The sequence below is a fragment of the Rhizobium sp. Leaf321 genome (assembly GCF_001423215.1).
GTDB classification, from domain to species: Bacteria; Pseudomonadota; Alphaproteobacteria; order Rhizobiales; family Rhizobiaceae; genus Neorhizobium; species Neorhizobium soli.
In genome coordinates, this window is the sequence record NZ_LMOF01000008.1 from 664777 (window position 1) to 689088 (window position 24312).

Annotated in this window: 22 protein-coding genes and 1 pseudogene; 8 read left to right on the plus strand and 15 right to left on the minus strand. The window is 61.5% G+C overall.

Features of this window, described 5'->3' with window-relative positions; genetic code table 11:
- Positions 1-33: 33 nt before the first annotated feature.
- A complete protein-coding gene (locus ASF70_RS20220) occupies positions 34-1557 on the minus strand; it encodes an outer membrane beta-barrel protein (RefSeq protein WP_062582342.1) in 1524 nt (507 codons plus the stop codon).
- A 460-nt stretch (positions 1558-2017) separates the two neighbouring features.
- Between ASF70_RS20220 and ASF70_RS20225 the strand changes: the two genes are divergently transcribed.
- Both ASF70_RS20225 and ASF70_RS20230 read left to right on the plus strand, forming a co-directional pair.
- Positions 2018-2203 carry a Flp family type IVb pilin gene (locus ASF70_RS20225; RefSeq protein WP_062460949.1) on the plus strand — a complete coding sequence of 62 codons (186 nt, stop codon included), beginning with the start codon at positions 2018-2020 and terminating at the stop codon, positions 2201-2203.
- Positions 2204-2510: 307 nt separating this feature from the next.
- Positions 2511-3506: a KpsF/GutQ family sugar-phosphate isomerase gene (locus tag ASF70_RS20230; RefSeq protein WP_062582344.1), complete on the plus strand. Its 996-nt coding sequence runs from the start codon at positions 2511-2513 to the stop codon at positions 3504-3506.
- 14 nt (positions 3507-3520) lie between these two features.
- Here ASF70_RS20230 and ASF70_RS20235 read toward each other — a convergent pair whose 3' ends face one another.
- Entirely contained in the window at positions 3521-4000 is a 480-nt protein-coding gene (locus tag ASF70_RS20235) for an NfeD family protein (RefSeq protein ID WP_062582346.1), read from the minus strand.
- 7 nt (positions 4001-4007) lie between these two features.
- A complete protein-coding gene (locus ASF70_RS20240; RefSeq protein WP_062582348.1) occupies positions 4008-5045 on the minus strand; it encodes an SPFH domain-containing protein in 1038 nt (345 codons plus the stop codon).
- Between the two features lie 148 nt (positions 5046-5193).
- On the opposite strand from ASF70_RS20240, the gene queC reads away from it, so the two are divergent.
- The gene (gene queC, locus ASF70_RS20245) at positions 5194-5904 is read left to right on the plus strand and encodes a 7-cyano-7-deazaguanine synthase QueC (RefSeq protein ID WP_062582350.1); all 711 of its coding nucleotides are present in this window, start codon (positions 5194-5196) and stop codon (positions 5902-5904) included.
- A 3-nt stretch (positions 5905-5907) separates the two neighbouring features.
- Here queC and ASF70_RS20250 read toward each other — a convergent pair whose 3' ends face one another.
- From ASF70_RS20250 to ASF70_RS20270, 5 genes are all read right to left on the minus strand, one after another.
- Complete coding sequence (locus ASF70_RS20250; protein ID WP_062582352.1) at positions 5908-6594, minus strand: SDR family oxidoreductase; 687 nt, start codon at positions 6592-6594, stop codon at positions 5908-5910.
- A gap of 16 nt (positions 6595-6610) precedes the next feature.
- The gene (gene hemH / locus ASF70_RS20255; RefSeq protein ID WP_062582354.1) at positions 6611-7645 is read right to left on the minus strand and encodes a ferrochelatase; all 1035 of its coding nucleotides are present in this window, start codon (positions 7643-7645) and stop codon (positions 6611-6613) included.
- Between the two features lie 132 nt (positions 7646-7777).
- Positions 7778-9976 carry a 5'-nucleotidase C-terminal domain-containing protein gene (locus ASF70_RS20260; protein ID WP_062583104.1) on the minus strand — a complete coding sequence of 733 codons (2199 nt, stop codon included), beginning with the start codon at positions 9974-9976 and terminating at the stop codon, positions 7778-7780.
- Positions 9977-10198: 222 nt separating this feature from the next.
- Positions 10199-10561, minus strand: coding sequence for an outer membrane lipoprotein Omp10 (gene omp10 / locus ASF70_RS20265; RefSeq protein ID WP_062460929.1), 363 nt, complete (start codon positions 10559-10561; stop codon positions 10199-10201).
- Positions 10562-10846: 285 nt separating this feature from the next.
- On the minus strand, positions 10847-12295 hold the full coding sequence (locus ASF70_RS20270) for a homospermidine synthase (protein ID WP_062582356.1): 1449 nt from the start codon (positions 12293-12295) through the stop codon (positions 10847-10849).
- Between the two features lie 379 nt (positions 12296-12674).
- On the opposite strand from ASF70_RS20270, the gene ASF70_RS24450 reads away from it, so the two are divergent.
- Positions 12675-12818, plus strand: coding sequence for a hypothetical protein (locus ASF70_RS24450; protein WP_156461893.1), 144 nt, complete (start codon positions 12675-12677; stop codon positions 12816-12818).
- Between the two features lie 6 nt (positions 12819-12824).
- On the opposite strand, the gene ASF70_RS20280 is transcribed toward ASF70_RS24450, so the two are convergent.
- Entirely contained in the window at positions 12825-13715 is an 891-nt protein-coding gene (locus tag ASF70_RS20280) for a LysR family transcriptional regulator (protein ID WP_062582360.1), read from the minus strand.
- 112 nt (positions 13716-13827) lie between these two features.
- Between ASF70_RS20280 and ASF70_RS20285 the strand changes: the two genes are divergently transcribed.
- The gene (locus tag ASF70_RS20285) at positions 13828-14547 is read left to right on the plus strand and encodes an SDR family oxidoreductase (RefSeq protein ID WP_062582362.1); all 720 of its coding nucleotides are present in this window, start codon (positions 13828-13830) and stop codon (positions 14545-14547) included.
- A gap of 14 nt (positions 14548-14561) precedes the next feature.
- Positions 14562-14894, plus strand: coding sequence for an Atu4866 domain-containing protein (locus tag ASF70_RS20290; RefSeq protein ID WP_062582364.1), 333 nt, complete (start codon positions 14562-14564; stop codon positions 14892-14894).
- Positions 14895-14903: 9 nt separating this feature from the next.
- Here the strand turns inward: ASF70_RS20290 and ASF70_RS20295 are convergent, their stop codons facing one another.
- Positions 14904-15557 carry an aminotransferase class IV family protein gene (locus tag ASF70_RS20295; RefSeq protein ID WP_062460911.1) on the minus strand — a complete coding sequence of 218 codons (654 nt, stop codon included), beginning with the start codon at positions 15555-15557 and terminating at the stop codon, positions 14904-14906.
- Between the two features lie 36 nt (positions 15558-15593).
- Positions 15594-17438 carry a M3 family oligoendopeptidase gene (locus ASF70_RS20300; RefSeq protein WP_062582366.1) on the minus strand — a complete coding sequence of 615 codons (1845 nt, stop codon included), beginning with the start codon at positions 17436-17438 and terminating at the stop codon, positions 15594-15596.
- A 190-nt stretch (positions 17439-17628) separates the two neighbouring features.
- Here ASF70_RS20300 and ASF70_RS20305 point away from each other — a divergent pair, with 190 nt between their 5' ends.
- Positions 17629-19212 carry a sigma-54 dependent transcriptional regulator gene (locus tag ASF70_RS20305; protein ID WP_062582368.1) on the plus strand — a complete coding sequence of 528 codons (1584 nt, stop codon included), beginning with the start codon at positions 17629-17631 and terminating at the stop codon, positions 19210-19212.
- A 195-nt stretch (positions 19213-19407) separates the two neighbouring features.
- Positions 19408-21387: a DUF882 domain-containing protein gene (locus ASF70_RS20310; protein WP_244474091.1), complete on the plus strand. Its 1980-nt coding sequence runs from the start codon at positions 19408-19410 to the stop codon at positions 21385-21387.
- Here ASF70_RS20310 and ASF70_RS20315 read toward each other — a convergent pair.
- The 4 genes and pseudogenes from ASF70_RS20315 to ASF70_RS20330 all read right to left on the minus strand — a co-directional run.
- Positions 21371-22648: pseudogene (locus ASF70_RS20315) on the minus strand (FAD-dependent oxidoreductase); the annotation flags it as partial. The gene ASF70_RS20310 and the pseudogene ASF70_RS20315 overlap by 17 nt on opposite strands.
- Before the next feature lie 85 nt (positions 22649-22733).
- Entirely contained in the window at positions 22734-23006 is a 273-nt protein-coding gene (locus ASF70_RS20320; RefSeq protein WP_062460899.1) for a DUF2312 domain-containing protein, read from the minus strand.
- A 97-nt stretch (positions 23007-23103) separates the two neighbouring features.
- The gene (locus tag ASF70_RS20325) at positions 23104-23412 is read right to left on the minus strand and encodes a DUF1244 domain-containing protein (protein WP_062582373.1); all 309 of its coding nucleotides are present in this window, start codon (positions 23410-23412) and stop codon (positions 23104-23106) included.
- 23 nt (positions 23413-23435) lie between these two features.
- Positions 23436-24233 (minus strand): N-formylglutamate amidohydrolase, encoded by a 798-nt coding sequence (locus tag ASF70_RS20330; RefSeq protein WP_062582375.1) that lies wholly within the window; start codon positions 24231-24233, stop codon positions 23436-23438.
- Positions 24234-24312 lie beyond the last annotated feature (79 nt).

Consider the following 24312-nt stretch of genomic DNA (forward strand, 5'->3'; position numbering starts at 1 on the left):
AGATATCACGGAAACGTGATTGCCTGATGGACGCTATCGCTTCAGAGTCAGCCCCATGCCCGCGCGAACGATGTTCTGTTCGGTGCCGCCCGTGGTTTTCTCGTATTCAACGTCGCTCGTGAGATCGAGATAGCGGTTGATCGCCCATGTTATCCCCGCGCCGGCAAGCCAGGTGACCTCGTCTTCGCTGCCGGAATCAAAGTTGCGGAACACGGTGCTGCCGCTCAGGCGTGCCACGACGCTGTCGCGCATCTCGTGCGCAAGCGCTGCGGTGAGTTCATACTCCACCCATCCGCCTTCGCCGGGCGTTGTGGAATCCTGGACTGTCGTGCGCAGGCCGAGATTGACGTCGGTGCCGCGCTGGGGTGACCAGGTCGCATCGCCATCAAAGCTGATGCCACCGACATTCTTGAGGCGGTTATCCTCGTAGTCGACGACCTCATAGCCCGTTCCCAACTCGCCGCGCAGTTTCTCGCCGAAATCGAACTCGACGCCGGTGCGTGCGGCATAGGTCTGCGATGAGCGCTGATAGCCAGAAGCATCGCGCTTGCGATCGTAGAATGTGTGGCCCGATGCGATTTCCCCAAACGGGATGAGGGCAGGCGAAAGTTCATAGCCGAGGCGCAGTCGACCATCGATGCCGCTGCGATTGCGGTCTTTCATGTTGAGCGTGCCGCCGTCCGCAAGCTTTGCCTCGGTATAGACATATCGAGAGCCGTTGACGGCGGCGAGTGCTCTGATCTTGCCGATGTCGCGACCGATCGAGGCCCCGGTCTGGAACAGGTGCACGCCGGACTGGACGTCGGCGCCACCGACGGCGTTCGGGTCGTCATTGTCCTCACGGGTAAAGCTGTAACCGCTGGTCAGATGCGCAACGGTATCGTCTGCAAGATCGAGACGCAGATCCGCGCTGATCTTGCCCTCCGGATCCTCGCCTTCCTTGCTCTTGGTGAAATTGTGCTCGATCGTGGTTTCGCCGGTAACTGTCAGCGCATGCCGTGACCAGTCGGAGGTCAGCGTTCCGCGAATCCCGGTTGCCGCGTAATTGCGCGTTTCCTTCGATCCGTTCTCGCGGGTGATTTCTGTGTTGATGCTCTGATTGATGGACGGGCGCAGCATGAACGTGCCGAGCCGGATGCCGGTCGGATCCACCTCTTGACGCGGAGCCTCCTGCGGATCGATTGCCTCGGGACCATCATCGAGCGGCTCGAGATCGGACGGACCGATCGGCTGGTTGAGGTCGACTTCCGGCTCCTGAACACGCGCGGCCGCACTCTGTTGCGCCGTCGTATCGGCGGCCCGTTCGTCTCCGGCAACGGCGACTATGCCGGGAATCGTCCCGCCGACCGGTGCAGTCGGGGTGTTGCGGGTAATCGTCGATGTTCCGGCTGTTCCGACCTGGCTGCTGGGAATGGCTGGAAGCGCGCTGCCACTGTCTGGAAAAAGGCTCTGCGAAACGGCAGCCGACGGGAGGATCAGTGCCGAGCCGGCCAGCAGCAGTCCATACGCACGGCCGCGCAACGAAAGCGTCGTGGCTTTTGTCCTGCTGATAATCATCGGACTGCCCGGAAATCGGAAATGCTGATCCAAAGGCAAAGTCCAGCGTCGCTCCGCATCCACAGGTCCGTCCTGGCTAAGTGTATGCTTTGAAACACGAATGTCACCTTGTCGGATTTATCGCGAAGTATGCCTCGAAAGGGTTAGTTTATGGTTAACAGTTGGTGAAACCGGCCGCGTGGGGCTGCGCGACTGCCCTTCACGCTATCCGTCCACTCGCCAGGAGATGCCACTACATTTGCATGAACATTCCCAGCGCGCATGGAGGGTCGCAGGGCACAAACGCCGGTTGCCCAAGGCTGGCGAATTCGCGCGTTTACGGTGATTTAACCAAGTCAAACGTGACATTTACACACATTGGATTTGTTGAAGCGCATTAAGAAAATGTATCTACAGTTAAAGTATAGAAACTTGATATCGGAGCAATTCCGTTCCGAGGGGCGAGTCAGGGAAGAGTTATATGTCAATTCTTGCACGCATGATGAAGGATGAGTCGGGCGCGACTGCCATCGAATATGGCCTCATTGCCGCACTTATTTCCGTTGCTTTGATTGCCGGCGCAACAACGCTCGGCGGCGCTTTGAATAACCAGTTCAGCAACATAGCAGGAAAGCTCACCTGCGACGGAAGTGCCACCACTTGCTGATTGCAGTCTGCGAAATGCCATAGAAGGAGCCGTCTCGACATTCGAGGGGGCTCCGTTCGTCATCAGGCTGCAGTGTGCTGGGGGCCGTTGGACGTATTTATTCCGCGAATATCTTGGAACGCTGAGCGCGTCAGTGATGTACGCAAACAGCTGTGCGATTTCCCGTTGCCCGGTTCTTTCCTTGCTCAGCGACACTCTGGCCAGCGACCGGTTTCGAAGATCGACGCATTGTTTTCTCGAAGTCCGCAATACTTGCTCAGCGGCTAATGCGATGGACTTGACCAGGAAAAAGCGCTAAGCCTGCGACATGATAAAGAGAGCGTTGCAGGCCGCAGAGGTCGATGTCATTGATTCCGCCCTGCGGACAATTGCCTTTGGAAAACAGGGCCTTGTAGCCCTTGATCATGCCCTTCAGAATGGCCTGGGCGGCCCGTTCCGCGCAGCGGCCGAGCTGATCGGTGGCATCAGCGGTCGTGTCATCGTGACCGGCATCGGCAAGAGCGGCCATATCGGCAAAAAGATTGCTGCAAGCTTTGCCTCGACAGGAACGCCAGCCTTCTTCGTGCATCCGGTCGAAGCAAACCACGGCGATCTCGGCATGATTGCGCCCGGCGATGTCGTGCTGGCGCTGTCCTGGAGCGGCGAGACCGCCGAGTTGCAGGGGATCGTATCGTTCACCCGTCGCTTTTCTATTCCTTTGATCGCACTCACGTCTGGTGAGGTCTCAGCGCTCGGCAGAGCGGCAGATGTCGTTCTGCTTCTGCCGAAGGAACAGGAAGCCTGTCCGCACGGACTGGCTCCAACCACCTCGACGCTGATGCAGCTTGCGATGGGCGATGCGCTTGCTGTTGCGCTGCTGGAAGCGCGCGGTTTTTCGGCAACCGATTTCCGCGTCTATCATCCTGGCGGCAAGCTCGGCGCCATGCTGTCGCATGTCAGCGACCTCATGCATGTCGGCGACAGCATTCCGTTGGTGCGCCAGGGCGTGCTGATGCCGGAAGCGGTGCAGGAACTGTCGCGCAAGCGGTTCGGTTGCGTCGGTGTTACCGATGATGAGGGCCGGCTTGTCGGCGTCGTCACCGATGGCGATATTGCGCGCCATCTCGATGTCGACCTGACGAAGATGCCCGTGGACGAGGTCATGACCGTGCGCCCGAAGACTGTCGGCAAGGATACGCTGGCGACTGCGGCTCTTGCGCTTCTCAACCAGTACAGTATCGGTGCACTTCTCGTCGTCGGCGAAGATCAGCGCCCGATCGGCATCGTCCATTTCCACGATCTGCTGCGCGTCGGCGTCGCCTGAAACCCATCTGAGTTTCAGGTGGGACGCAAGACGGTCGCGGTTGCTTCGACGCGAAGATCGCGGCCATTTGATTCGATGATCACCACCTGAGTGCCGGCTGGCAGGTCCGGCCCGATGATCGACCACCACGTATCATCAAGCCTGATCCGTCCGCGACCTTCCGCGATCGGCTCGTGCAGCGTTGCGGTGCGCCCGACGAGGCTTTCGCCACGGCGGTTGAGGTTCGGCTGATCGCTCTCGCCGCCACGGCTCGAATAGAAGCGACGCCCGACCACCGCCAGTGCGACCGCTAGCACGGCAAACAGCAGAAGCTGCACCTGCCAGGTCCAGATGCCGGTATCCCAGAGTGCCAGAGACAGCGCGCCGATGATGATGGCGGCAAGCCCGATCCAGATCAGGAAGGCACCGGGAACGGCAAGTTCTGCTGCGAGCAGGACGAGGCCGAGGAGCCACCAGCTCCACGAGCCGAGGCTGCGTACCAGATCGATGATCATTGCAGCCTCATTTGTCGGAGGAGGGCGTATAGGGCGGGATGACGGCGGTCACGCTCGGCGTGCTGCGGGTGGTGCGCGAAGGCTGGCCGGGTTGCGTGCGGGGCGCTGCCGGGGCAGGGCCGTCGCCATCTCCGAAGACTTCCTTGGCGATGGCGCCGATGCCGCCGAGCGAACCGATCAGCGACGAGGCTTCAAGCGGCATCAGCACGATCTTGGAATTGTTCGCCTTGCCGATCTCGACCAGCGCTTCGGTATATTTCTGCGCCACGAAGTAGTTGATCGCCTGGACGTTGCCGGCAGCGATCGCTTCGGAAACGACCTGCGTTGCGCGTGCTTCGGCTTCTGCCAGACGCTCGCGTGCCTCGGCATCGCGGAAGGCCGCTTCGCGTTCGCCTTCGGCCTGCAGCACGGCTGCCTGTTTCGCACCCTCGGCCCGCAGGATCTGCGCGTTGCGCGAGCCTTCGGCCTCGAGGATCTGGGCGCGCTTCTCGCGCTCCGCCTTCATCTGGCGGCCCATGGACTGCACGAGGTCTGCCGGCGGCTGGATGTCCTTGATCTCGACGCGGGTGACCTTGATGCCCCAGGGGTGAACCGCCTGATCGACGACGCGCAGCAGCCGCTCGTTGATGACTTCTCGGTTGGACAGCAGCTCGTCGAGGTCCATCGAACCCATGACCGATCGAATATTGGTCATCGTGAGGTTCTGGATGGCGAGCTGCAGATTGGTTATCTGGTAGGCGGCCTGCGCCGCGTTCAGCACCTGATAGAAGGCGACGGCATCGGCCGAAACGCTGGCATTGTCCCTGGTGATGACTTCCTGGGTGGGGATGTCGAGCACCTGTTCCATGACATTCATCCGCGCGCCGATGCGCTCAATGAACGGCGTCAGAATGTTGAGGCCCGGCTCCAGCGTGCGCGTGTAGCGGCCAAACCGCTCGACGGTGTAGTTATAGCCCTGCGGCACGGTCTTCACGAGGGCAAAGAGCAGGAGTATCGCGAGGATTACGATACCGATGACAAAATAGTCGAAACCGTCCAGGCTCATGAAGAGGCCTCCTGCCCAATAAATTGCGTTCGTTTCATACCCGACAACCCTAGAGATGTGCGGAGGTGTTCACAAGCGCATGTTCTTGCACTAGAAACCGCCGGACACACGGGTCGCAGCCTACCCCGACAAAACAAGGACCAAAACCATGAAGACCATCGTCGTCTGTTCCGGCGGACTGGATTCCGTTTCGCTTGCCCACAAGATTGATGCCGAGCAGGATTTGATCGGGCTCGTCTCGTTCGATTACGGCCAGCGACACAGGAAGGAACTCGACTATGCCGCGGCTTGCGCGACGCGGCTGGGCGTACCCCACCAGATCATCGATATGCGATCGATCGGCAGCCAGCTGACCGGATCAGCGCTGACGGACGATCTGGACGTGCCTGATGGCCATTACGCTGAGGAAACGATGCGCGTCACCGTCGTGCCGAACCGCAACGCGATCATGCTGGCGGTCGCGTTCGGCGTGGCGGCGGCCCAGAGCGCGGATGCGGTGGCGATTGCCGTCCATGGCGGCGACCATTTCATCTATCCCGATTGCCGGCCGGGCTTTATCGACGCGTTCCAGACGATGCAGGATCATGCGCTCGACGGTTACGCCTCGGTGCGGCTGCTGGCACCCTATGTGAATGGGTCGAAGGCCGACATCGTCACCGACGGTGCGAAGCATGGCACACCGTTCGGCGACACCTGGTCCTGCTATAAGGGCGGCGAAAAGCATTGCGGCCGCTGCGGCACCTGCGTCGAGCGGCGCGAGGCGTTTCATCTCGCTGGCGTCGTCGATCCAACCGAGTATGAGGATGCCGATTTCTGGAAGTCCGCAACGGACGGGTTTCGCGCCGACGAGGTGCGGTAAGCACTACTCGGCGTAGATCATCTTTCTCGTCATGCCGCCGTCGAGCGTCAGGACCTGGCCGGTCATGAAGCCGGCACCCGTTAGATAGAGGACGGCGGCGGCAATGTCCTTCGGGCGACCGACGCGGCCGACCGGATGCTGTGCGTGGTCTTCCTCGCTCAGCGTCGTCTCATTGGTGATCCAGCCCGGCGCGATGGCATTGACCCGGATGTTCGGGCCAAGGCTGATCGCAAGTGCGTGGGTGAAGGCGACCAATGCGCCCTTGGACGCGGCATAGGCTTCCGTATCCGGTTCCGACATGAAGGCGCGGGTCGACACCATGTTGACGATGGACCCACCTGATGACATCAGCGGCACTGCCGCACGGGTCATCAGGAAGGCGCCGGTCAGGTGACTGTCGGTCACGCGGCGCCAGTCGGCAAGCGACAGCTGCGCAATCGGGCCATGGTTCGGGCTGGCGATGCCGGCATTGTTGACGAGCAGGTCGAGACTGTCCCAGCCGAGCAGCGCAAAGGCTTCCTCGACCGAGGCTTCGTCGGAGACATCGCAGAGAACGGGCTGGACGCCCTTCGGGACATCAGCCGTTTCAATGAAATCGAACGAGGCGACCTCGAAACCGTGGTCGGCCAGATCAGTGCAGATCCCGCTTCCGATCAGGCCGGCACCGCCGGTAACGATGGCTCGCTTCATAATGCGCTTCCTTAGCTCAGACCCAGCCCTGCAACTCGCGGCGAACCACCGTTTCGAGCACGTTGATGCCGTCGACGCTGTCGTTGAGGCAGGGGATGTGGACGAATTTCTCGCCGCCGTGATGCATGAAGATCTCGCCAGCCTCGCCGGCAATTTCCTCAAGCGTTTCCAGGCAGTCGGAGACGAAGCCGGGGTTCATGATGGCGACGCGCTTGATGCCTTCGGCGGCAAGCGTTTCCATCGTCTTGTCGGTATAGGGCTGCAGCCATTCCTCGGGCCCGAAGCGCGACTGGAAGGTCAGGCGCAACTGCTTGTCGGTATAGCCAAGCTCTTCGCGCAGCAACCGCGCGGTCTTGTAGCAGAAACAGTGATAGGGATCACCGGCCTTGAAATAGGACTGCGGAATGCCGTGGAACGAGGTGATCAGCAGCTGCGGTTCCCACTCGAGCGTCGACAGCGTCTGGCGAACGGAATTGGCCAGCGCCACGATATAGGCGGGGTCATCGTGATAGGTTGGCACCGTGCGCAAGGCCGGCTGCCAGCGCTGCTTCATCAGGTATTCGAACGCCTTGTCGTTGACGGTCGCCGTCGTTGCAGCCGCGTATTGCGGGTAAAGAGGAAACAGCAGGATCCGGTCGCAGCCCTGCGCCTTCAGCGCGTCCATGCGCTCGGCGATGGAGGGCTTTCCGTAGCGCATGCCCCAGTCGACCACGACGTTCGGCAGATCGGCCAGCCGCTCGGCCATTTTCTCGCCTTGGCTGCGGGTGTAGGTGCGCAGATAGCTCTCGTCGAGATCCTTGTTCCAGATCTCCTCATAGGCCTTGCCGACCTTCTGCGGGCGCTTGTTGAGGACGATGCCGTAGAGGATCGGATACCAGAACAGCCGCGACCATTCGATCACGCGCTTGTCGGACAGGAATTCGGCGAGATAACGCCGCATCGACCAGTAGTCCGTGCCGTCGGGCGTGCCGAGATTGACGAGCAGGACGCCAACTTTGCCGAAGGTAACCTTCGGATGACCGGTGGGCAGTTTTGAGGGCACGATATTCATGCGGTCACTTCCGATCGGGTTCGACCGCAGGATGCGGCCGGAGGATTGTCTGGCTCTATTTAGAAACAATCAACGGCCCGGGGAAGCCCCGAGCCGTCGGTTGCATCAGGACAAATTGTCCCGCTTTCGTTTTTATCTGGCCGGCAGTTCCAGCTCCTTGCCGATCTGGATGACATCCGGGTTGCGAAGGCTATTGGCCTTGGAGATGTCCATCCACTTCTCGCCGTCGCCATAGGTGCTTTCGGCGATCTTCCACAGCGAGTCACCCTTGACCACAGTGTATTTGCTCGGGCCGGCGGGAGCCGGGGACGCCGTTGTGGCTGTCGGAGCCGGCGTGGCCGGTGCAGGGGTGGCTGGTGCAGGTGCGGCTGGTGCAGGTGCTGCCGGTTCCGTTGTCATGGGCACGGGGGCGGCTGGAGCCGCTGGTGCAGGAGCCGGTGCTGCTGGTGCGGGGGTCGCAGGTGCCGGGGTTGCCGGTGCCGCTGGCGCCGGAGCAGGAGTAGCCGGAGTGGCCGGGGCGGGGGTAGCCGGGGCAGAGGGGGCAGGAGTGGCAGGAGCCTGGGCCGTCGTTGCCGGTGCAGCCGGTGCGGGAGTTGTAGCAGGCGCCGGAGCAGGAGTTGCGGCAGGCGCAGGGGCAGGCGTTGCAGCCGGTGCCGGTGCCGGTGCCGGTGCCGGTGCCGGTGCCGGGGCGGCAGCGGCCTTCGGTAACGGCTTGTAGTCTGCCGGTGTCAGGTCGGTGATGCGGCCGTCGGTATAGGGCTTGTAGGGGCTGTTGGCCGAGATGTAGTCGGCAACGGCGTTTTCGAGGTTGGGTCCGAAGTCGTAGGCGTTGACGGCCGCGGTGTTGAAGATCTTGTAGCCGTCGCCGCCGGTGCGGACGTAGTTGTTGGTAACGACGCCGTAGGTCTTGTTCGGGTCGATCGGAACGAAGGCCTCGCCTTCCTTGACCTGAACGTCGCTGATGCGGCTGCCGCTCGACTTCGACCGGTCGAAGGAGAACTTCATGCCTGCCACCTGCGGGAAGCGACCGGCGCCGTCGTCGATCTGGCTGACGCCGTTTTCAAGGGCGGTGACGACATCCGAGCCTTTCAGCTGGAAGGTTGCGATCGTGTTCTGGAACGGCAGGACGGTAAGGATTTCGCCCATCGTCACTTCGCCGGAATCGATCGAGGCACGCAGGCCGCCGCCGTTCTGGATGGAGAGCGTGATGCCCTGATCCTTGACGCGGTCAAGCTGTGCATCGGCAAGCAGGTTGCCCATCGTGCATTCCTTGGCGCGGCAGTTGAGGCGATCGCCATCGATGACGCCTTCGGTCGAGCCGACGACCTTCTTCTTGATCTCTTCGAGCGGGCCGCCGAGTTCCTTGACCTTGGCGACAAACGCCGCGTCCTGCGGAACGCTGGAATCGAGCAGCTTCGGTGCCCCCGCTGAAGACCTCACGACGCCGTTGTCATCAAACACGACGGAGAGATCACCGAGATACTTGGAGTAGGCGTAGGAGGTCACGATCGGAATATCGACGCCGGCAGGGCTTTTGACAATGGTCGGGTAGGGGCCGGATGCCTTGGGGTCGGTACTCGACAGGAAGGTGTGGCTGTGGCCGCCGACGATCACGTCGATGCCGGCAACGGCTGCCGCGATTTCCTTGTCCTTGACGTAGCCGACATGGGACAGGAGCACGATCTTGTTGATGCCCTGCGACTGGAGATCAGCCACGGCATTCTTCACATAGGTGATCTCGTCCTCGAAGGTGATGTCGGGACCAGGCGAAGAGGTTTCGCTCGTATCTTTCGCGAGAACGGAGACGATGGCAACACGCTGGCCGCCGAAATCCTTGATCACGTAACCCTTGTACTTGTCGGCCAGCGGTGTTCCAGCCTTGGCGATGGTATTGCCGGAAATGATCGGAAACTTCAGCGCGGTAATGAACTTCAGCAGTTCCTGCGGGCCGTCGTCGAACTCGTGGTTGCCGATCGCCATCGCATCGAAGCCGATGCCGTTCATGAATTCGGCAACGGGTGCGCTCTTGTAGGTGCTGTAAAACAGCGAACCCTGAAACTGGTCGCCGGCATCGAGAACGAGAACGTTCTTGCCCTGCAATTCGCTGCGGCGGGCGTCGATGGCCGACTTCACGCGCGCGATGCCACCAAAGCATTCGTTCTTTTCGGTCTCGGCCGGCGTGCAGGTGGAATCGTATTTGTTGATCGGCTCGATACGGGAATGCAGGTCGTTGATGTGGAGAATGTTGAGTTCGAAGTCGGCCATTGCGACGCCGCTCGAAAGGGCAATGACCGATGCGGTCACGATCCCCAATCCGATAGTTCTCATCATCATCTCTCTCCTTTTATGATTGCGCGCGTGTGGGCGTGCATGTTCCCGATTTTTGTATCACGCCATGGTGACGATCGTTGTGCAGCGCATGTTTTCACCAAGCAAAACTGGTTTCAAGGTAAATGTGACAAGGCCGGAGCTATTCGCCCTCGCGCACAACGCGAAAGGCCCCGCATCAAGCGAGGCCCTTCCTAACTCTGGAATGACTGTGAAGCTGGGCGATCAGCTGCGGCGAGCGAGCGAAAACTGCGCGCCGCTATCCTGCGTGCAGTTCAGCTGGCTCTGGGTGACCAACGAGCAGTTGACGCGCGACTGCGTCTTGCGCACCAGCGAGGTCATGTTGATCTCGACCAGCGTCGGCGAGAGCTTGTTATAGGTGCCGGAGGCGAGAAGCGCGTTGCTGTCGCTTGCACGGGTGTTGAACGTGCCCGCCTGGAAGGTGGAGACGATACCGTTCGGATCGACCCATGCGCCCTCGACGCCCTGCGGCTGCACTGGTGCTGATACCATGCGTGGCGGCGGAGAAGAGACGCAGGCCGTGAGGCTGGCTGCCGCAATGAGCACGAGGCCCGTTTTGAAGTTCATGATCTGTCTCCCGCGATTCGGTCCGGCTTGTGGTCTGCAACCATGCCTTCTGGAGCCTATGTAAAGCAAGACTGCGGATTGGGAAGACTGGGGACAGGCAGGAGTTTTCGCTTTGTGAAGAACGGGCGCGGGTGTGGCTTTTATACGCTCCAGCCGGTTCTTCCCGTCATGGCCTGGAAGAGGCCGCAAGTTGCCGCCGCAAGGCGCGATCGAGGCGGGGTTCCGCGCCGCGCAAGCGGGAGAGGCGGTGGGGCCCGCGGCTGACGCGAGCCCCCTCATTGATTCCTAGCGAACCAGAATGTTCTTGAACTGCCAGGCGTCCTTTTCGTCGATGTCTTCCGGGAACAGACCCGGGCGACCTTCGAGCGGGGTCCAGTCGGTGTAGTGGCCTTCGACCGGGCCGAGATACGGCAACTGCACTTCGAGGCAGCGCTTGTAGTCCACCTCGTCGGCTTCGACGATGCCGGCCTTCGGGTTTTCGAGTGCCCAGACCATGCCGGCGAGAACGGCGGAGGTTACCTGCAGGCCGGTTGCGTTCTGGTAAGGCGCGATGCGGCGGGTTTCTTCGAGCGACAGGCGCGAGCCGTACCAGTAGGCGTTCTTCTCGTGACCGTAGAGCAGCACGCCGAGTTCATCGACACCGTCTTCCAGCTCGTCCTCGTCGAGGACGTGCAGGACCGGCTGCTGGGTGCCGCCATTGCCGAACATTTCGTGCAGCGACAGAACCGCGTCATTGGCCGGGTGGTAGGCATAGTGGCATGTCGGGCGGTAGACGACTTCGCCGTCCTTCTCGACGGTGAAATAGTCGGCGATCGAGATCGACTCGTTGTGCGTGACGAGGAAACCGTATTGCGGACCCGGCGTCGGGCACCAGGTGCGAACGCGGGTGTTGGCGCCTGGCTGCTCAAGGTAGATTGCCGCCTGGCAGCCCTTCTTGTGCTTCTTGGCGTTCTTCGGCATCCAGTTTTCATGGGTGCCCCAGCCGAGTTCAGCCGGCTGCAAACCTTCCGAGATGAAGCCTTCGACCGACCAGGTGTTCCAGAACACGTTGAGGGGCTTCGGATGCTTGGTGCGCTGGGTGTCGCGCTCGGCAATGTGGACGCCCTTGACGCCGAGCTTCTTCATCAGCTTCGCCCAGCCTTCGCGGTCGTGCTGGTCCGGCTCGTCGAATTTGAGGCCGGTGTCGTTGGCAAGGTTCACCAGCGCCTGCTTGACGAACCAGGAGACCATGCCCGGGTTTGCGCCGCAGGTGGAAACGGCCGTGGTGCCGCCCGGGTTCTTCTTCTTCTCATGGCGCACGGTCTCGCGCAGCGCATAGTTGGTGCGCTCGGAGTTCTTCATGCTCTTGTCGAAATAGAAGCCGAGCCAGGGTTCGACGACCGTGTCGATATAAAGGACGTCGAGCTTGCGGCACATCTTCATCAGGTCGAGCGAGCCTGTGTCGACCGACAGGTTGACGCAGAAGCCCTGGCCTTCGCCTTCGGTCAGAAGCGGCTTCAGCAGCTCCTTGTAGTTTTCCTTGGTGACATGATCCTTGATGTGACGGATGCCGTGCTTCTTGAGGATCTCCATGTCGGAGGGCTCTTCGCGCGGGTCGATAACCACCATCCGGCTCTTGTCGAACTTGAAATGGCGTTCGATCAACGGCAGCGTGCCGCGGCCGATCGATCCGAAACCGATCATCACGATCGGACCGGTGATTTCGCCATATACCGGATAGGTCTCGTCTTTCATCGTATTCTCCCTATGGGTCGACTGCTCTTCCACCGCCGCAGCCTGCGTTTTGCAGGCGTAACGGACCCGTGTGACATGCATCTGATGCCCGGCCTAGATCACAAAATTTCGTCACAATAAAGGGGTCGCGTTTGAGGCCTACGCTGGAATAACGGTCCCGAGGTTGTTTTCGCCCGACCGGCGCGCCGGGCGCCCAAAATGTGGTTTCCGCTCGGTTGGTCCGTTTTGCGTGGATAATGCTAAATCTAGCACCTGTCCCTTGGATCCGTTTTCGCGCACCCTAAAATCTGCTGGGAACGACCAGGGGAATGTCATGTTGAAATTCGGTTTGCGCTTGTCGCCGAATAGGTCAGGGCGCGGGGGCATCGGGGCGATCCTGGTGCCGTCGAAGCTTAGCAGGATCCGTCGCGGCAACGTGTCGATGGCACGTGCTTTTCCGGCGTGGGGATTGTGGGTCGTGTTCTGGCTGGTGCTGGCGCTTGGGTGCACCATGGCGGTGGCTGTCGCCCGGTCGCCCGCCTGACATCACTCATCTGGTCCCTTGCAGGTGATCCACCAGAGCGCGCAGTTTTGGCGCCATGTTCCGCCTGCTCGGATAGTAGAGATAGAAGCCCGGAAACCACGGGCTGAATTCTTCGAGCACCGGCACCAGCTCGCCCGTGGCGATCGCCGGGCGGAAGCTCTCTTCCATGCCGAAGCTGATGCCCGCGCCGGCAATGGCCAGGCGAACCATCAGCGCCATGTCGGTCGTGGTGATCGTGTCAGAAACGGCGACCGAGAATTCCTTGCCGTCTTGCGAAAACTCCCAGCGATAGGGCGCCTGATGGACGGAGGCCCGCCACCCGATGCAACGGTGAACGCCAAGTTCGCGTGGGTGAGCCGGGGTGCCGTAGCCTTTGAGGTAGCCCGGCGAGGCGACGGCGATCTGGCGCTGGTTTCCGGAAACCGGCACGGCGATCATGTCCTGCGCGATGACTTCGCCGAGCCTCACGCCCGCATCATAGCCCTCCGCAACGATATCGAATTCTTCGTCGGTCACAGTGATATGCAAAGTCACCTCCGGATGTTCCTCGGCGAAGGACGCGAGCACGGGGCCGGATAGAAAGCTCTCGGCAATCGAGGAGACCGCAAGGTTCAGGCGGCCGCGCGGACGTCCGTGCAGGTTTGCTGCCGCCTCGGTGGCGCCGCGCATCTCCGACAGCGCTGGCGCAACCTCGGAATAGAGCCGCTCGCCCGCCTCCGTCAGGGCAACGCTGCGGGTGGTGCGTGCAACGAGCGCGATGCCGAGCGTCTCTTCCAACCGGCGGATCGTCTGGCTGACGGCCGAGCGGGTGACGCCGAGGCGGTCGGCGGCGGCACGAAAGCTTTTTTCTTCTGCGACCAGCGTGAAGACCGCGAGCGCATTGTAATCAGTCAGCATTGGTTAGAATTCCTTGCCACTGTGGAAACAGCTGGGCGGCTTATCGCGACAATGGAGGAGGAATAGGGTCCTTGCAATCCGCAGGCAAGCGGAGAGCGAAGGAGCTAATCACGTGGACAAGGTTGTTCTCATCACCGGCGCATCGAGCGGGATCGGTGCAGGTATCGCCCGCGAACTGGCAAAAGCCGGGGCGGCACTGATGCTGGGCGCCCGCCGCACCGACCGGCTGGAGGAGCTCGCCCGGGAACTCCGGGACTTGGGCGCCAAGGTCGCGATCCGCAGGCTTGACGTCACCGATCGCGCCGATGTCGCGGCATTTGCGCAGGCGGCGGTGGCGGAATTCGGCCGGGTCGACGTGATCGTCAACAATGCGGGCGTCATGCCGCTATCGCTGATGTCTTCGCTCAAGGTCGACGAGTGGGACCGGATGATCGACGTGAATATCAAGGGCGTGCTCTACGGCATAGCTGCCGTGCTGCCTCTGATGACGGCGCAGGGCTCAGGCCAGATCATCAATATCGCATCGGTCGGCGCTCTCAGTGTTTCACCCACGGCTGCGGTCTATTGCGCCACCAAATATGCGGTGCGGGCGATTTCCGACGGCTTGCGGCAGGAGCATGACAACCTGCGCGTCACCTGCATCCATCCGGGTGTGGTGGAGAGCGAGCTTGCCGATACCATCACCGATGCCGTGGCTGCCGAGGCCATGAAGACCTACCGCGCCATTGCCCTGAAGCCGGATGCGATCGGTCGCGCCGTGCGCTTCGCGATCGAGCAGCCCGACGATGTCGATGTGAACGAGATTGTCGTTCGCCCGACGCGGGCGCAGTGAAGGGTACGGCTGCCATGAACCGCCGCCATCTCCTCCTCGTTGCCGCCGCGTCTTTCGGCGCGGCGCTTCCTTCCCATGCAGAGGACATCAAGGACAACAAGATCCAACCCGCGAGTCATCCCTACGTCGGAATGTGGGTAACGGCAGACGGACATATCCGCCACGAGCTGCAGCAAGATAACCGCTATGATGAAGCACACGGCTCTCGCAAAAGCGCGTATCAGGGCCGGTATCTCGTCACCGGCGATCACATCGAGTATTGGGACGACACGGGTTTCTCAGCCGATGGCGACTTCGTCGATGGCGTGCTGCATCATGCGGGGATGGTGCTCTACCGGGAAAAGTAGAGTGTCTGTTCAGACCAGTTCGGCCCGGATCAGGCCGCGCAGGGAATTGCCGACGAAGAGGCGTTTTCCGGCAAGGTCGGTCTGTTTCACAAGGCCAGACTTCGCGCGGCCCTCGCGGATCAGATCGCCGCGCAGGATCCCCGCAAGCAGACCGGATGAAATCGGCGGCGTCGTCAGCGTGCCGTCGGCCTGCTCCACGAAGAGATTGGTGCGCGTGCCTTCGCAGACCTCGGCGCGTTCGTTGAGCAGGATCACCTCGTCCACGTCTTCAGGGAATTCGGCGCGGGCGGCGTCATAGACTTCGCGGCGCGATGTCTTGTGGCGATACATCGGATCATCCGAGGGCAGGCGCGTCTGCGCGATCCCGATCCGCCAGATCGCGTCCTTGGCAACGGGCGCGAAGGGCGTGGCGACGATCTCGACCTTGCCGCGGAACGTCATTTCCAGCCGCACGCGTAGTGGCGTCTCCCCTTCGACCGAGGCCTGGAGTTGTTTCATCAGGTCTGGCGGGGCCGGGCGAAAGCCAAGGGCATCGGCTGAACGGTTCAGCCGACGCAAATGCTGGTCGATCCGGGTAAAACCGGAACCCGGCTCCCAGCGCATGGTTTCGATCAGCGAAAGATCCACCGGTTTTGCACCGCGACCCTTGGCCTTCACAGACATCGCAACCCCTCCGACCTACGTTTGACCGTCCGTTGATCAGACAGCCTTGTCCAAAGCTTCCAACTCGTCGATCAGACCTTCGATCATCGACAGGCCCTTCGACCAGAAGGACGGATCGGTGGCATCTAGGCCGAATGGCTTGAGCAATTCCGAATGATGCTTGGTGCCGCCTGCCTTCAGAAGGCCGAAATACTTGTCCTGGAAGCCGGGGGCGGCGTTCTGGTAGACCGCGTAGAGCGAGTTCACCAGGCAGTCGCCGAAGGCATAGGCATAGACGTAGAAAGGCGAATGGATGAAGTGGGGGATATAGGTCCACCACGTCTCGTAGCCTTCCGAGATCCGGATTGCCGGGCCGAGGCTCTCGTTCTGGACGGACAGCCACAGTTCGCCGATCTGCTCCGACGTCAGTTCGCCCTGCTTGCGGGCCGTGTGGATCTTGCGCTCGAACTGGTAGAAGGCGATCTGGCGGACGACCGTATTGATCATATCCTCCACCTTCTGGGCGAGCATCGCCTTGCGTTCGCGCTTGTCCCTGGTCTTTTCCAAGAGTGCCCGGAACGTCAGCATCTCGCCGAACACGGAGGCGGTTTCGGCAAGCGTCAGCGGTGTCTGGCACATCAGCGCGCCCTGGCCGCCGGCGAGAACCTGATGCACGCCGTGGCCAAGCTCATGGGCAAGCGTCATCACGTCGCGCGGCTTACCCATATAGTTGACGAGAACGTAAGGGTGCGCAGACGGCACGACCGGATGCGCGAACGCGCCCGGTGCCTTGCCGGGCCGTGCCGGCGCGTCGATCCATTCCTCGTCGAAGAAGCGGCCGGCGATGGCGGCCATCTCGGGCGAGAAGGCGCCGTAGGCGGATAATACGGTGTCCTTTGCTTCCGGCCAGGAAATGAGGCCCTTCGGCGTTTCCGGCAGCGGCGCGTTGCGGTCCCAGTAGTTCAGCTGGGCGACGCCGAGCCATTTCGCCTTCATCGCGTAATAGCGGTGCGACAGGCGCGGATAGGCCTGCGTGACAGCTTCCGAGAGCGCGTCGACGACCTCGCGTTCGACACGGTTCGCCAGGTGACGGCTGTCGGCGATATCCTCAAAGCCGCGCCAGCGGTCGGAAATTTCCTTGTCCTTGGCGAGCGTGTTGGTGATCAGCGTGAAGACGCGCAGGTTCTCGCCAAAGGTTTTTGACAGTGCTACGGCCGCCTTGGCGCGGGTTTCCGGCTCGGGCTCTACCAGCATGTTGAGCGTGATTTCGAGCGGTTGTTTTTCGCCATCCACCTCGAAGCGAAGTTCCGACATGGTTTCGTCGAACAGGCGGTTGAAGGCTGCGGCCGACGTCATCGACTTTTCGAGGAAAAGCTGCTCGAGCTTGTCGTCCAGCTGGAAGGGCTTATCCATTCTCAAGTCCACCAGCCAGGGGCGGAAATGGCCGGTTGCGGGATCGCGGTCCATCGCCGCATTGATGACCGCATCGTCGATCCGGTTCAGTTCCAGCGCGAAAAACAGGAGATGCGAGGAGAGATCCGTCAGCTTTGTCTGGATGTCGCCGTAGAACTTGCCGTTTGCCGGGTTGGACGTGTCCGAAAAATAGGTGAGGCCGGCGAACGAGCCGATCTTGCCGAGGAGGTCGTCGAGCGCGTCATATTCCGACAAGGCCTCGCCAAGTCCGCCGGCACCGGTCTTTGCGGCAGCGTCTGCAAGCTTGCCCTTCCACTTTTCCTCGAAAGCCAGCGACAGCGTGCGCGCTTTTTCCAGATCGGCCACAAATTCCGGGGCATCCTTGGCAGCGTAGAGATCGGACAATTTCCAGACTGGCAGGACACCGAGCGCGGGGTCGGCGGGCGAAGCAGCGGGGGACGCGCCGGAAAAAGCAGGAGAGGCGGTCATGGTGTGCCAGTTACGGAAATTTCTCACGGTTTTCTCCTGTCGACGGCGATCCTGTGCCAGAACCGACTGTTTTCCCCCTCGGCCGTTAAAATGCAAGCTTTTCTCAAAAGGGGATGTTCAAGCCTCTCTGACACAACTTGCAGCATAAGAGCCCATCAAGGGTGCACGATGAACGTTGCAGGAGCCGAGCATGATTGCCCATGTCCTAGTCGTAGATGACGATCCGATCCAGCGCCGCCTCTTGAAGAATGCCGTCGAACGGTTCGGACATGTCGCCCATCTCGCCGAGAACGGCCTCGTTGCTCTCGACTTTCTCCAGAACCTCAGCGGACCGGTCAATGTCATCGTGCTTGACCTGATGATGCCGGAAATGGACGGGCTGAGCTTTCTTTCAACCATCCGCAGCATGGGCATCGATACGCCCGTCATCGTGCAGACCGGCCAGGGCGGCATCGAAACGGTGGTGGAAGCCATGCGCGCCGGTGCCTTCGATTTCGTCGTCAAACCGGTGTCACCGGAGCGGATCGGTGCGTCGATCGGCAATGCCCTCAAGGTTGGCCAGAAGGAAACCAAGTCGCGCACCGGTCGCCGCCGCGCCGGCATCGTCGGTTTCAACGATATCGTTTCGGCAAGCCCGGACATGCTGCGCGTCATCGATCTGGCCCAGCGCGCCGCGCACTCCAACATTCCGGTGGTGCTCGAAGGCGAATCGGGCGTCGGCAAGGAAATGGTGGCCCGCGCCATCCAGTCCGCCAGCGACCGTGCGGGCAAGCCGTTCATCACTGTCAACTGCGGTGCCATCCCGCACAATCTTGTCGAGAGCATCCTGTTCGGTCACGAGAAGGGCGCGTTTACCGGCGCCTCCGAGCGGCACACGGGCAAGTTCGTCGAGGCTGACGGCGGCACGCTGTTCCTGGACGAGATCGGTGATCTTCCACTTGAAGTTCAGGTGAAGCTTCTGCGCGCCGTGCAGCAGGGTGAAATCGAGACGGTTGGGGCCGGCAAGGTCCAGAAGGTCAACGTGCGGCTGATTTCGGCGACCAACAAGGACCTGATCGAGGAAGTCCGGGCAGGGCGGTTCCGCGAGGACCTCTATTACCGTCTCAACGTCTTCCCCATCACCATCCCGGCGCTGCGTCGCCGCAAGGAAGACATTCCGCATCTGGTCCGGGTTTTCGCCGAGCGCTTTTCGGTGGAACAGAAGCTCGAACGCAGTGTCGGTATCAGCGCCAGCGCGATGGCACTTCTGACCGCCTATGACTGGCCGGGCAATATCCGCCAGCTGGAAAACGCGATCTTCCGCGCCGTGGTTCTGACCCAGGGCGACAAGCTGACGGACGAAGATTTCCCGCAGATTGCAGCTCAGCTGCCGGAATTCCGCACGGAAGAACTGGCCGCGACCGGTGCCGCCGTGCAGCCTTCATCGCTCGAGATGGATCCGCGTCCGCGTCTGCGGCACGAGGCCGTTGTCGATGGTGGCTTCCCGATCCCGGTACGGTCCGCCATGCATACCCAGCCGATGCGGCCCGATCCGCGCGCGCTGCTGGCGGCCGCCTATCCGGCTTCCGACAACGTCATCGTCAGCACGGACGACACCGGCGAGGTGCGTAAACTGGCCGACGTGGAAGAAGAGCTGATCCGTTTTGCACTGAAATTTTATCGCGGACAGATGAGCCAGGTGGCACGCAAACTCGGCATCGGGCGCTCGACTCTCTACAGAAAACTCAAGGATTATGGCATCGATCCCGACGATCCGCTGAAGGAAGCGGCCTGAATCGGCGCGAAATCGGGATTTTTATGACGATAATCTTCGCGCAAGCCTCTTCCCCTAACCTTGTCAATCTCTCATTAGCAATTCATTGACTATACGAGAGGTGCTTGTGCTTGTGTGACACATTTGCCATGCTGTCACCGCATTTAGCAGTCAGATGAGACGACGAGGGTAGTTGTCGACAGGACGGGGAACGCTTTGCCGTATTTCAAAGTTCAGAAAACGCCTTCGGGTGTGCGCTCTGACGATGACCGTGCGGCGCGCGTTGGCGCCGGATCTGGTCGTCTTGCAGGGATCAGATCGTCGATCTTCAAGCGGATCGCCAAGCGTTTCGTCGTGGCGTCGACCCTTGCTGCAATCGCATTTACGATTCTTCCAGCTTCGGTGCACGAGGCAGAGGCCGCTGGCGATACCCGCAGCCTGAAGCTCTATTTCGTCCACACCGGCGAGAAGGCCACCATCACCTACAAGCGCAATGGACGATTCGATCCGCGCGGTCTGGCACAGCTCAACCAGTTCCTCCGCGACTGGCGCCAGAACCAGCCGACGAAGATGGATCCGCGCCTGTTCGACCTGGTTTGGGAAGTCTACCAGCGCTCCGGCGCCACCGATTCCATCCACATCGTCTCCGCTTTCCGTTCGCCGACCACAAACGGCATGCTGCGCGGTCGCTCGCGCAAGACCGGCGTCGCGAAGAACAGCCAGCACATGCTCGGCAAGGCGATGGACTTTTACATTCCGGGCGTGAAGCTCTCGACCCTGCGGGCGCTCGCCATGCAGATGCAGGTGGGCGGCGTCGGCTTCTACCCGACTTCCGGTTCCCCTTTCGTGCATCTCGATGTTGGCGGCGTTCGTGCCTGGCCGCGCATGACCCGCAAGGAACTGGTTCAGATCTTCCCGAAGGGCAACACGCTGCATCTTCCGGCTGACGGCAATCCGTTGCCGGGCTACGAGGTCGCTCTCGCCGATTACAAGAAGCGCGTTGGTTCTGATTCAATTGCGATCGCCAGCACAGCCGGCGGCTCGATCCGCGGCGAAGCACCCAAGCGTCGCGGGTTCCTTGCCGCACTGTTTGGCGGCGGTGGTGCCGACGAGGTCGAAGACAACGAAGACATGAAGGCACCAATGGTTGCCAGCCGTGGAGCACCGCGTTCCGCTCCGGCTGCCGACGATGGCGAAGAGGCACCGGTCGCGACTGCACGGGTTGCGCCGACGCCAACTGCCCCGACGCCGACTGCGCCGACACTCGTTGCTGCTGCTGAGCCGGTCGAGCCGGCGATTGCAGCGCCTGTGCCGCTGTCACGGCCGGCCTTCCGTTCTGACTCCAGCACCGCGGGTCCGGGTGGGCTTGCCACGGCGCTCTATCAGCCGACCCGCAATGCCGCGCAGGACGCGCTTGCCATGCAGACGGCTGCTGCAGCCGATGTGCAGCGGGCTGAAAATTTCGCCGATCTGTCCGGTTACGCCATTCCGGTTCCGACCCTCCTTGGTCCTCGCGGGCTGAAGGGTGATGCGGAAACCAGCGTCTTGACTGCCTCCATAGAGCCGGCGCCATTCGAAAACCTTGGCTCCGTGCCAGTTCCGATCCACCGCCCGGGTGCTCCAGCAGCGCCGCTCGTTGCATCGCGCCCGCAGAGCGATCAGCAGAGCCTTACGCCGGAACTGGTGGCAGCGCTGTCGCGAAGCGTCGAAGCGCCGGTTGTTCCGGCACCGCAGGCGGCGCCAGCAAGAGCGCCAGCCCAGGCCGTCGCCGTGTCGGCACCGGTGCCGATGGCCGCGCCTGCGCAGCGCCAGATGGCGGCTCTTTCGCCCAAGGTGATCCAGCCGTCCGCCAAGCAGATGCAGTTCGGCGACGGGTTTGACGCGCCGCGTCCTGCAACGGCGTCGCTGGGTACCATGCCGAGCTACGGCACCGCCAAGAGCGGCCGCGCTGGCAAGCCTGCGACTGCACAGGGGCAGGCCAAAGCTGGCAAGAACGGCTTGACCGGTGACATGGTGGCGAAATGGGCAGTGAACAACAATCGCGCTGAAGGTCAGAACCCGGTTTCGATGAAGGCGCCTCGCGTGGTCAGCCGGACGCTCGATCGTGATTATTCGGCCGGTTACACAAGCAGCGGCTTCAAGCCTGTGAGTGCTGCCGTCGCCATCGATCCCAACCGGTTCAGCGGCCAGGACTGAGTTTCAGGACTTTGGCCGCCACCTGTTTGCCGGCGACGATTGCCCCCTCGACGTAGCCCGGGAAAGACGGCGACAGTTCCGACGATGCGAAATGTACCGGCGGCATGCCGGTTGTCAGGGTCGCTTCCGCGTCGTTGGCGTCGAGACTGGTGATCACGTCACTATAGGCGCCGTCGCTCCAGCGGTCGTCGACCCAGTCACGCATGCGAATGTCCAGACTGTGTCTGGCCTCGTCGCCCAGCGCCTCCGCCAGTTTCTCAATTACGAACGTTTCAAGCTCACGGGCGGGCTTGTCGTGCCACGCCGCCGCCAAAGGTCCGCTAACGAAGACGATCAGTCCGGCGTAACCGTCGCGACTGGCGTCGCAGGCAAACAGGCCTTGCGGATCATTCCACATGGTCATGCCGCTGAGATCCCGGTCTCGCCAAAAGGGTCGCTCAAAGCGGATGTTGAGCTTGATGACCATGCCAGGGCTCCACGCATCCAGTGCTCTTGTCAGATGCGGCGGGAGTGCTGGGGCGTAGGACAGGCGGCGCGCCATGATGGGCGGCACGGCGAGCACGACCTGCGCTGCCGTCATTTTTCCCGTGCCGGTCATCAACGTGACACCGCCACCGGAAATGGCAAGCTCAGTGACAGGCATGCCAAGCCTTAGCCGATCGCCAAGGGTTGCCGCCAGATCGTCGGCCAGCGCATGCATCGTGCCGGCGAGAAACAACTCGAGTTCGGACGTGGTGTTGGTGATGCGTCTGTCGTTTGCCGCGAGATAGGTGAAGGCAATCTCCTGCGGCGCGCGGCACCAGAGGCCGGTCACCATGCGCAGAAACCCCTGCCGTATATCGTCCTCGACCGGCTGTCTCTGCGCCCAGTCGTAAGCCGTCAGCTTTCTGAGCGCCGGATCGGAAAGATCGGTCGCGATCATCGTCTCGCGCAGTGCATCGACGCCGTTCCAGATCGCTTCTGCCCGCCCGCGGGGGACTTCGGGAAGGTATGTGGTGTCGCCCTCGGCATAGGTCTTCACAAAGGTCCTGCCGAACTCTCTTGCCAATGAGACCACTTCCGGCATGTCGCGGCAAAAGAACTGTCCGCCCGCATCGACGGCCGTGCCATCCTCAAAAACCTGCGCCTCGACGCGTCCGCCGACGCGATCCTGCGCTTCGAGCAAAACAACGTTCACGCCCGCTTTCATCAGCTGCGTTGCGGCAGTCAGGCCGGTGAAACCGGCGCCAACGACGATGACATCATAATCCATGACCGATTCCGAGTGTCTCTGAGGAAGATGCGATGCTTGCGCCCATGAAAAAACCCGCCGTTGCCGGCGGGTTCCTTGTCGTCTTCAAAATTGTTTAGGCGGCGTCCTGTTCGGCCGGGCTTTCGATCATGCCGAGGGCTGCCAGATAGGTGTCGAGGATGAGGTCCTCTTCCATCCGCTCCTGATCGTCCTTCTTGCGAAGGGCGATGACCTTTTTCATGATCTTGGTATCGTAGCCCATGCCCTTTGCCTCGCCGTAGACATCCTTGATGTCGTCGGCGATGGTCTTCTTCTCTTCTTCCAGTCGCTCGATACGCTCGATAAATGCGCGGAGCTGGTCGCGGGCGACGCCATGAGCATCAGACATCGGGGCCTCCTGATCTTGATCTGTGTTGATTGGCTGTCACCTGCCGAAAAGCGGCGGCAAGGTCAAGGCCCAAATACGCGGGCCTTGTCCGTGGGCGTCAGCCATGGGTCGGCTTGTTGCCCTCGAATGCGGCTTTTTGAGCGCCTGTGGATTCCGACTGGTGCAGATTTTTCCAGTCCTCGTAGGGCATGCCATAGACGATCTCGCGGGATGCATCCTTCGTGAGAGCAAGGCCTGCCTCGTCGGCCGCGTCCTTAAACCAGTTGGACAGGCAGTTGCGGCAGAAACCGGCCATGTTCATCAGGTCGATGTTCTGGACGTCGGTCCGCTCGCGCAGATGTGACACGAGGCGACGGAAGGCTGCAGCCTCGAGCTCGGTCTGCTGTTCCTTGGAAAGTTCGGTCATCGTGACCTCCTTTGTCTGAACGCTCACGCGGGGTAGGGGCCGGTGCGCGACGGAAAGATTTGATACGCATGCAATGTGGGGTCGGCATTGAGCGTCGTGAAGATCGGCGCCAATCTTTGTGCCCAGTCCTCGATGCCTTGCTCGTCGCCGATCAGGTCCTGGCGCACTTCCAGCAGGGTGTGGGGAATACCGGGGATCATGCAGTGCCGGTACATGGTGTCGCCCTTCAGGGCGCCGTCATAGGGTTCGTTGTCGCCGACGACGATATCGCCGGGAATTCTAAGCTGCTCGATGAGAGGTACGACGACCCGATCGTCGGTATCCCACAGCACGCCCGCATGCCAGGGCCGCGGCGTTTCGCGCCAGTACGGCGTGAAGGAATGCAGCGACAGCACAAGCGGTGCCCGGCCGGACGCGCTGGCCCTTGAAATCGTCTGTTCGACGGCGCGGTGATAGGGCCGGTGGTAGGTGGCAAGCCGAAAATCCCATTCTTCCTGGGTGATCGGGTGGTTGCCGGAAACGATGGCGCCGTCGGAGATCTTCATGATCAGCGTCGGATCATCTTCGCCGCGGTTCGGATCGATCAGCAGGCGGGAAAAGCAACCGAGCACGGCCGGCACGTTCAGAATGTCGGCCAACCGGCGGGTCAATCCCTCGATGCCGATATCGAAGGCGATGTGGCGCCGGAATGCGTCTTCTGGCAGGCCAAGATCGCCGTAGCGGGCGGGCAGGTGGTTCATTGCGTGGTCGGCGAGAAGAACCATCCCGCCGTCATAATCGCCGTCTATGATTTCGAACGGTTGGAAGTCGTCTGTGTCCATCGGGGCTTGTACCATTGTTTTGCGCAGCCTGTCCCGGTGATATCTCGGCCGTTTCCTGCCACGGTCGCCGCGGACAAGG

Coding starts and splice junctions, on each gene's coding strand:
- ASF70_RS20220 (WP_062582342.1), bottom strand. CDS start 1,557: ATGATTATCAGCAGGACAAAAGCCACGACGCTTTCGTTGCGCGGCCGT.
- ASF70_RS20225 (WP_062460949.1), top strand. CDS start 2,018: ATGTCAATTCTTGCACGCATGATGAAGGATGAGTCGGGCGCGACTGCC.
- ASF70_RS20230 (WP_062582344.1), top strand. CDS start 2,511: ATGATAAAGAGAGCGTTGCAGGCCGCAGAGGTCGATGTCATTGATTCC.
- ASF70_RS20235 (WP_062582346.1), bottom strand. CDS start 4,000: ATGATCATCGATCTGGTACGCAGCCTCGGCTCGTGGAGCTGGTGGCTC.
- ASF70_RS20240 (WP_062582348.1), bottom strand. CDS start 5,045: ATGAGCCTGGACGGTTTCGACTATTTTGTCATCGGTATCGTAATCCTC.
- queC (WP_062582350.1), top strand. CDS start 5,194: ATGAAGACCATCGTCGTCTGTTCCGGCGGACTGGATTCCGTTTCGCTT.
- ASF70_RS20250 (WP_062582352.1), bottom strand. CDS start 6,594: ATGAAGCGAGCCATCGTTACCGGCGGTGCCGGCCTGATCGGAAGCGGG.
- hemH (WP_062582354.1), bottom strand. CDS start 7,645: ATGAATATCGTGCCCTCAAAACTGCCCACCGGTCATCCGAAGGTTACC.
- ASF70_RS20260 (WP_062583104.1), bottom strand. CDS start 9,976: ATGATGAGAACTATCGGATTGGGGATCGTGACCGCATCGGTCATTGCC.
- omp10 (WP_062460929.1), bottom strand. CDS start 10,561: ATGAACTTCAAAACGGGCCTCGTGCTCATTGCGGCAGCCAGCCTCACG.
- ASF70_RS20270 (WP_062582356.1), bottom strand. CDS start 12,295: ATGAAAGACGAGACCTATCCGGTATATGGCGAAATCACCGGTCCGATC.
- ASF70_RS20280 (WP_062582360.1), bottom strand. CDS start 13,715: ATGCTGACTGATTACAATGCGCTCGCGGTCTTCACGCTGGTCGCAGAA.
- ASF70_RS20290 (WP_062582364.1), top strand. CDS start 14,562: ATGAACCGCCGCCATCTCCTCCTCGTTGCCGCCGCGTCTTTCGGCGCG.
- ASF70_RS20295 (WP_062460911.1), bottom strand. CDS start 15,557: ATGTCTGTGAAGGCCAAGGGTCGCGGTGCAAAACCGGTGGATCTTTCG.
- ASF70_RS20300 (WP_062582366.1), bottom strand. CDS start 17,438: ATGACCGCCTCTCCTGCTTTTTCCGGCGCGTCCCCCGCTGCTTCGCCC.
- ASF70_RS20305 (WP_062582368.1), top strand. CDS start 17,629: ATGATTGCCCATGTCCTAGTCGTAGATGACGATCCGATCCAGCGCCGC.
- ASF70_RS20320 (WP_062460899.1), bottom strand. CDS start 23,006: ATGTCTGATGCTCATGGCGTCGCCCGCGACCAGCTCCGCGCATTTATC.
- ASF70_RS20325 (WP_062582373.1), bottom strand. CDS start 23,412: ATGACCGAACTTTCCAAGGAACAGCAGACCGAGCTCGAGGCTGCAGCC.
- ASF70_RS20330 (WP_062582375.1), bottom strand. CDS start 24,233: ATGGACACAGACGACTTCCAACCGTTCGAAATCATAGACGGCGATTAT.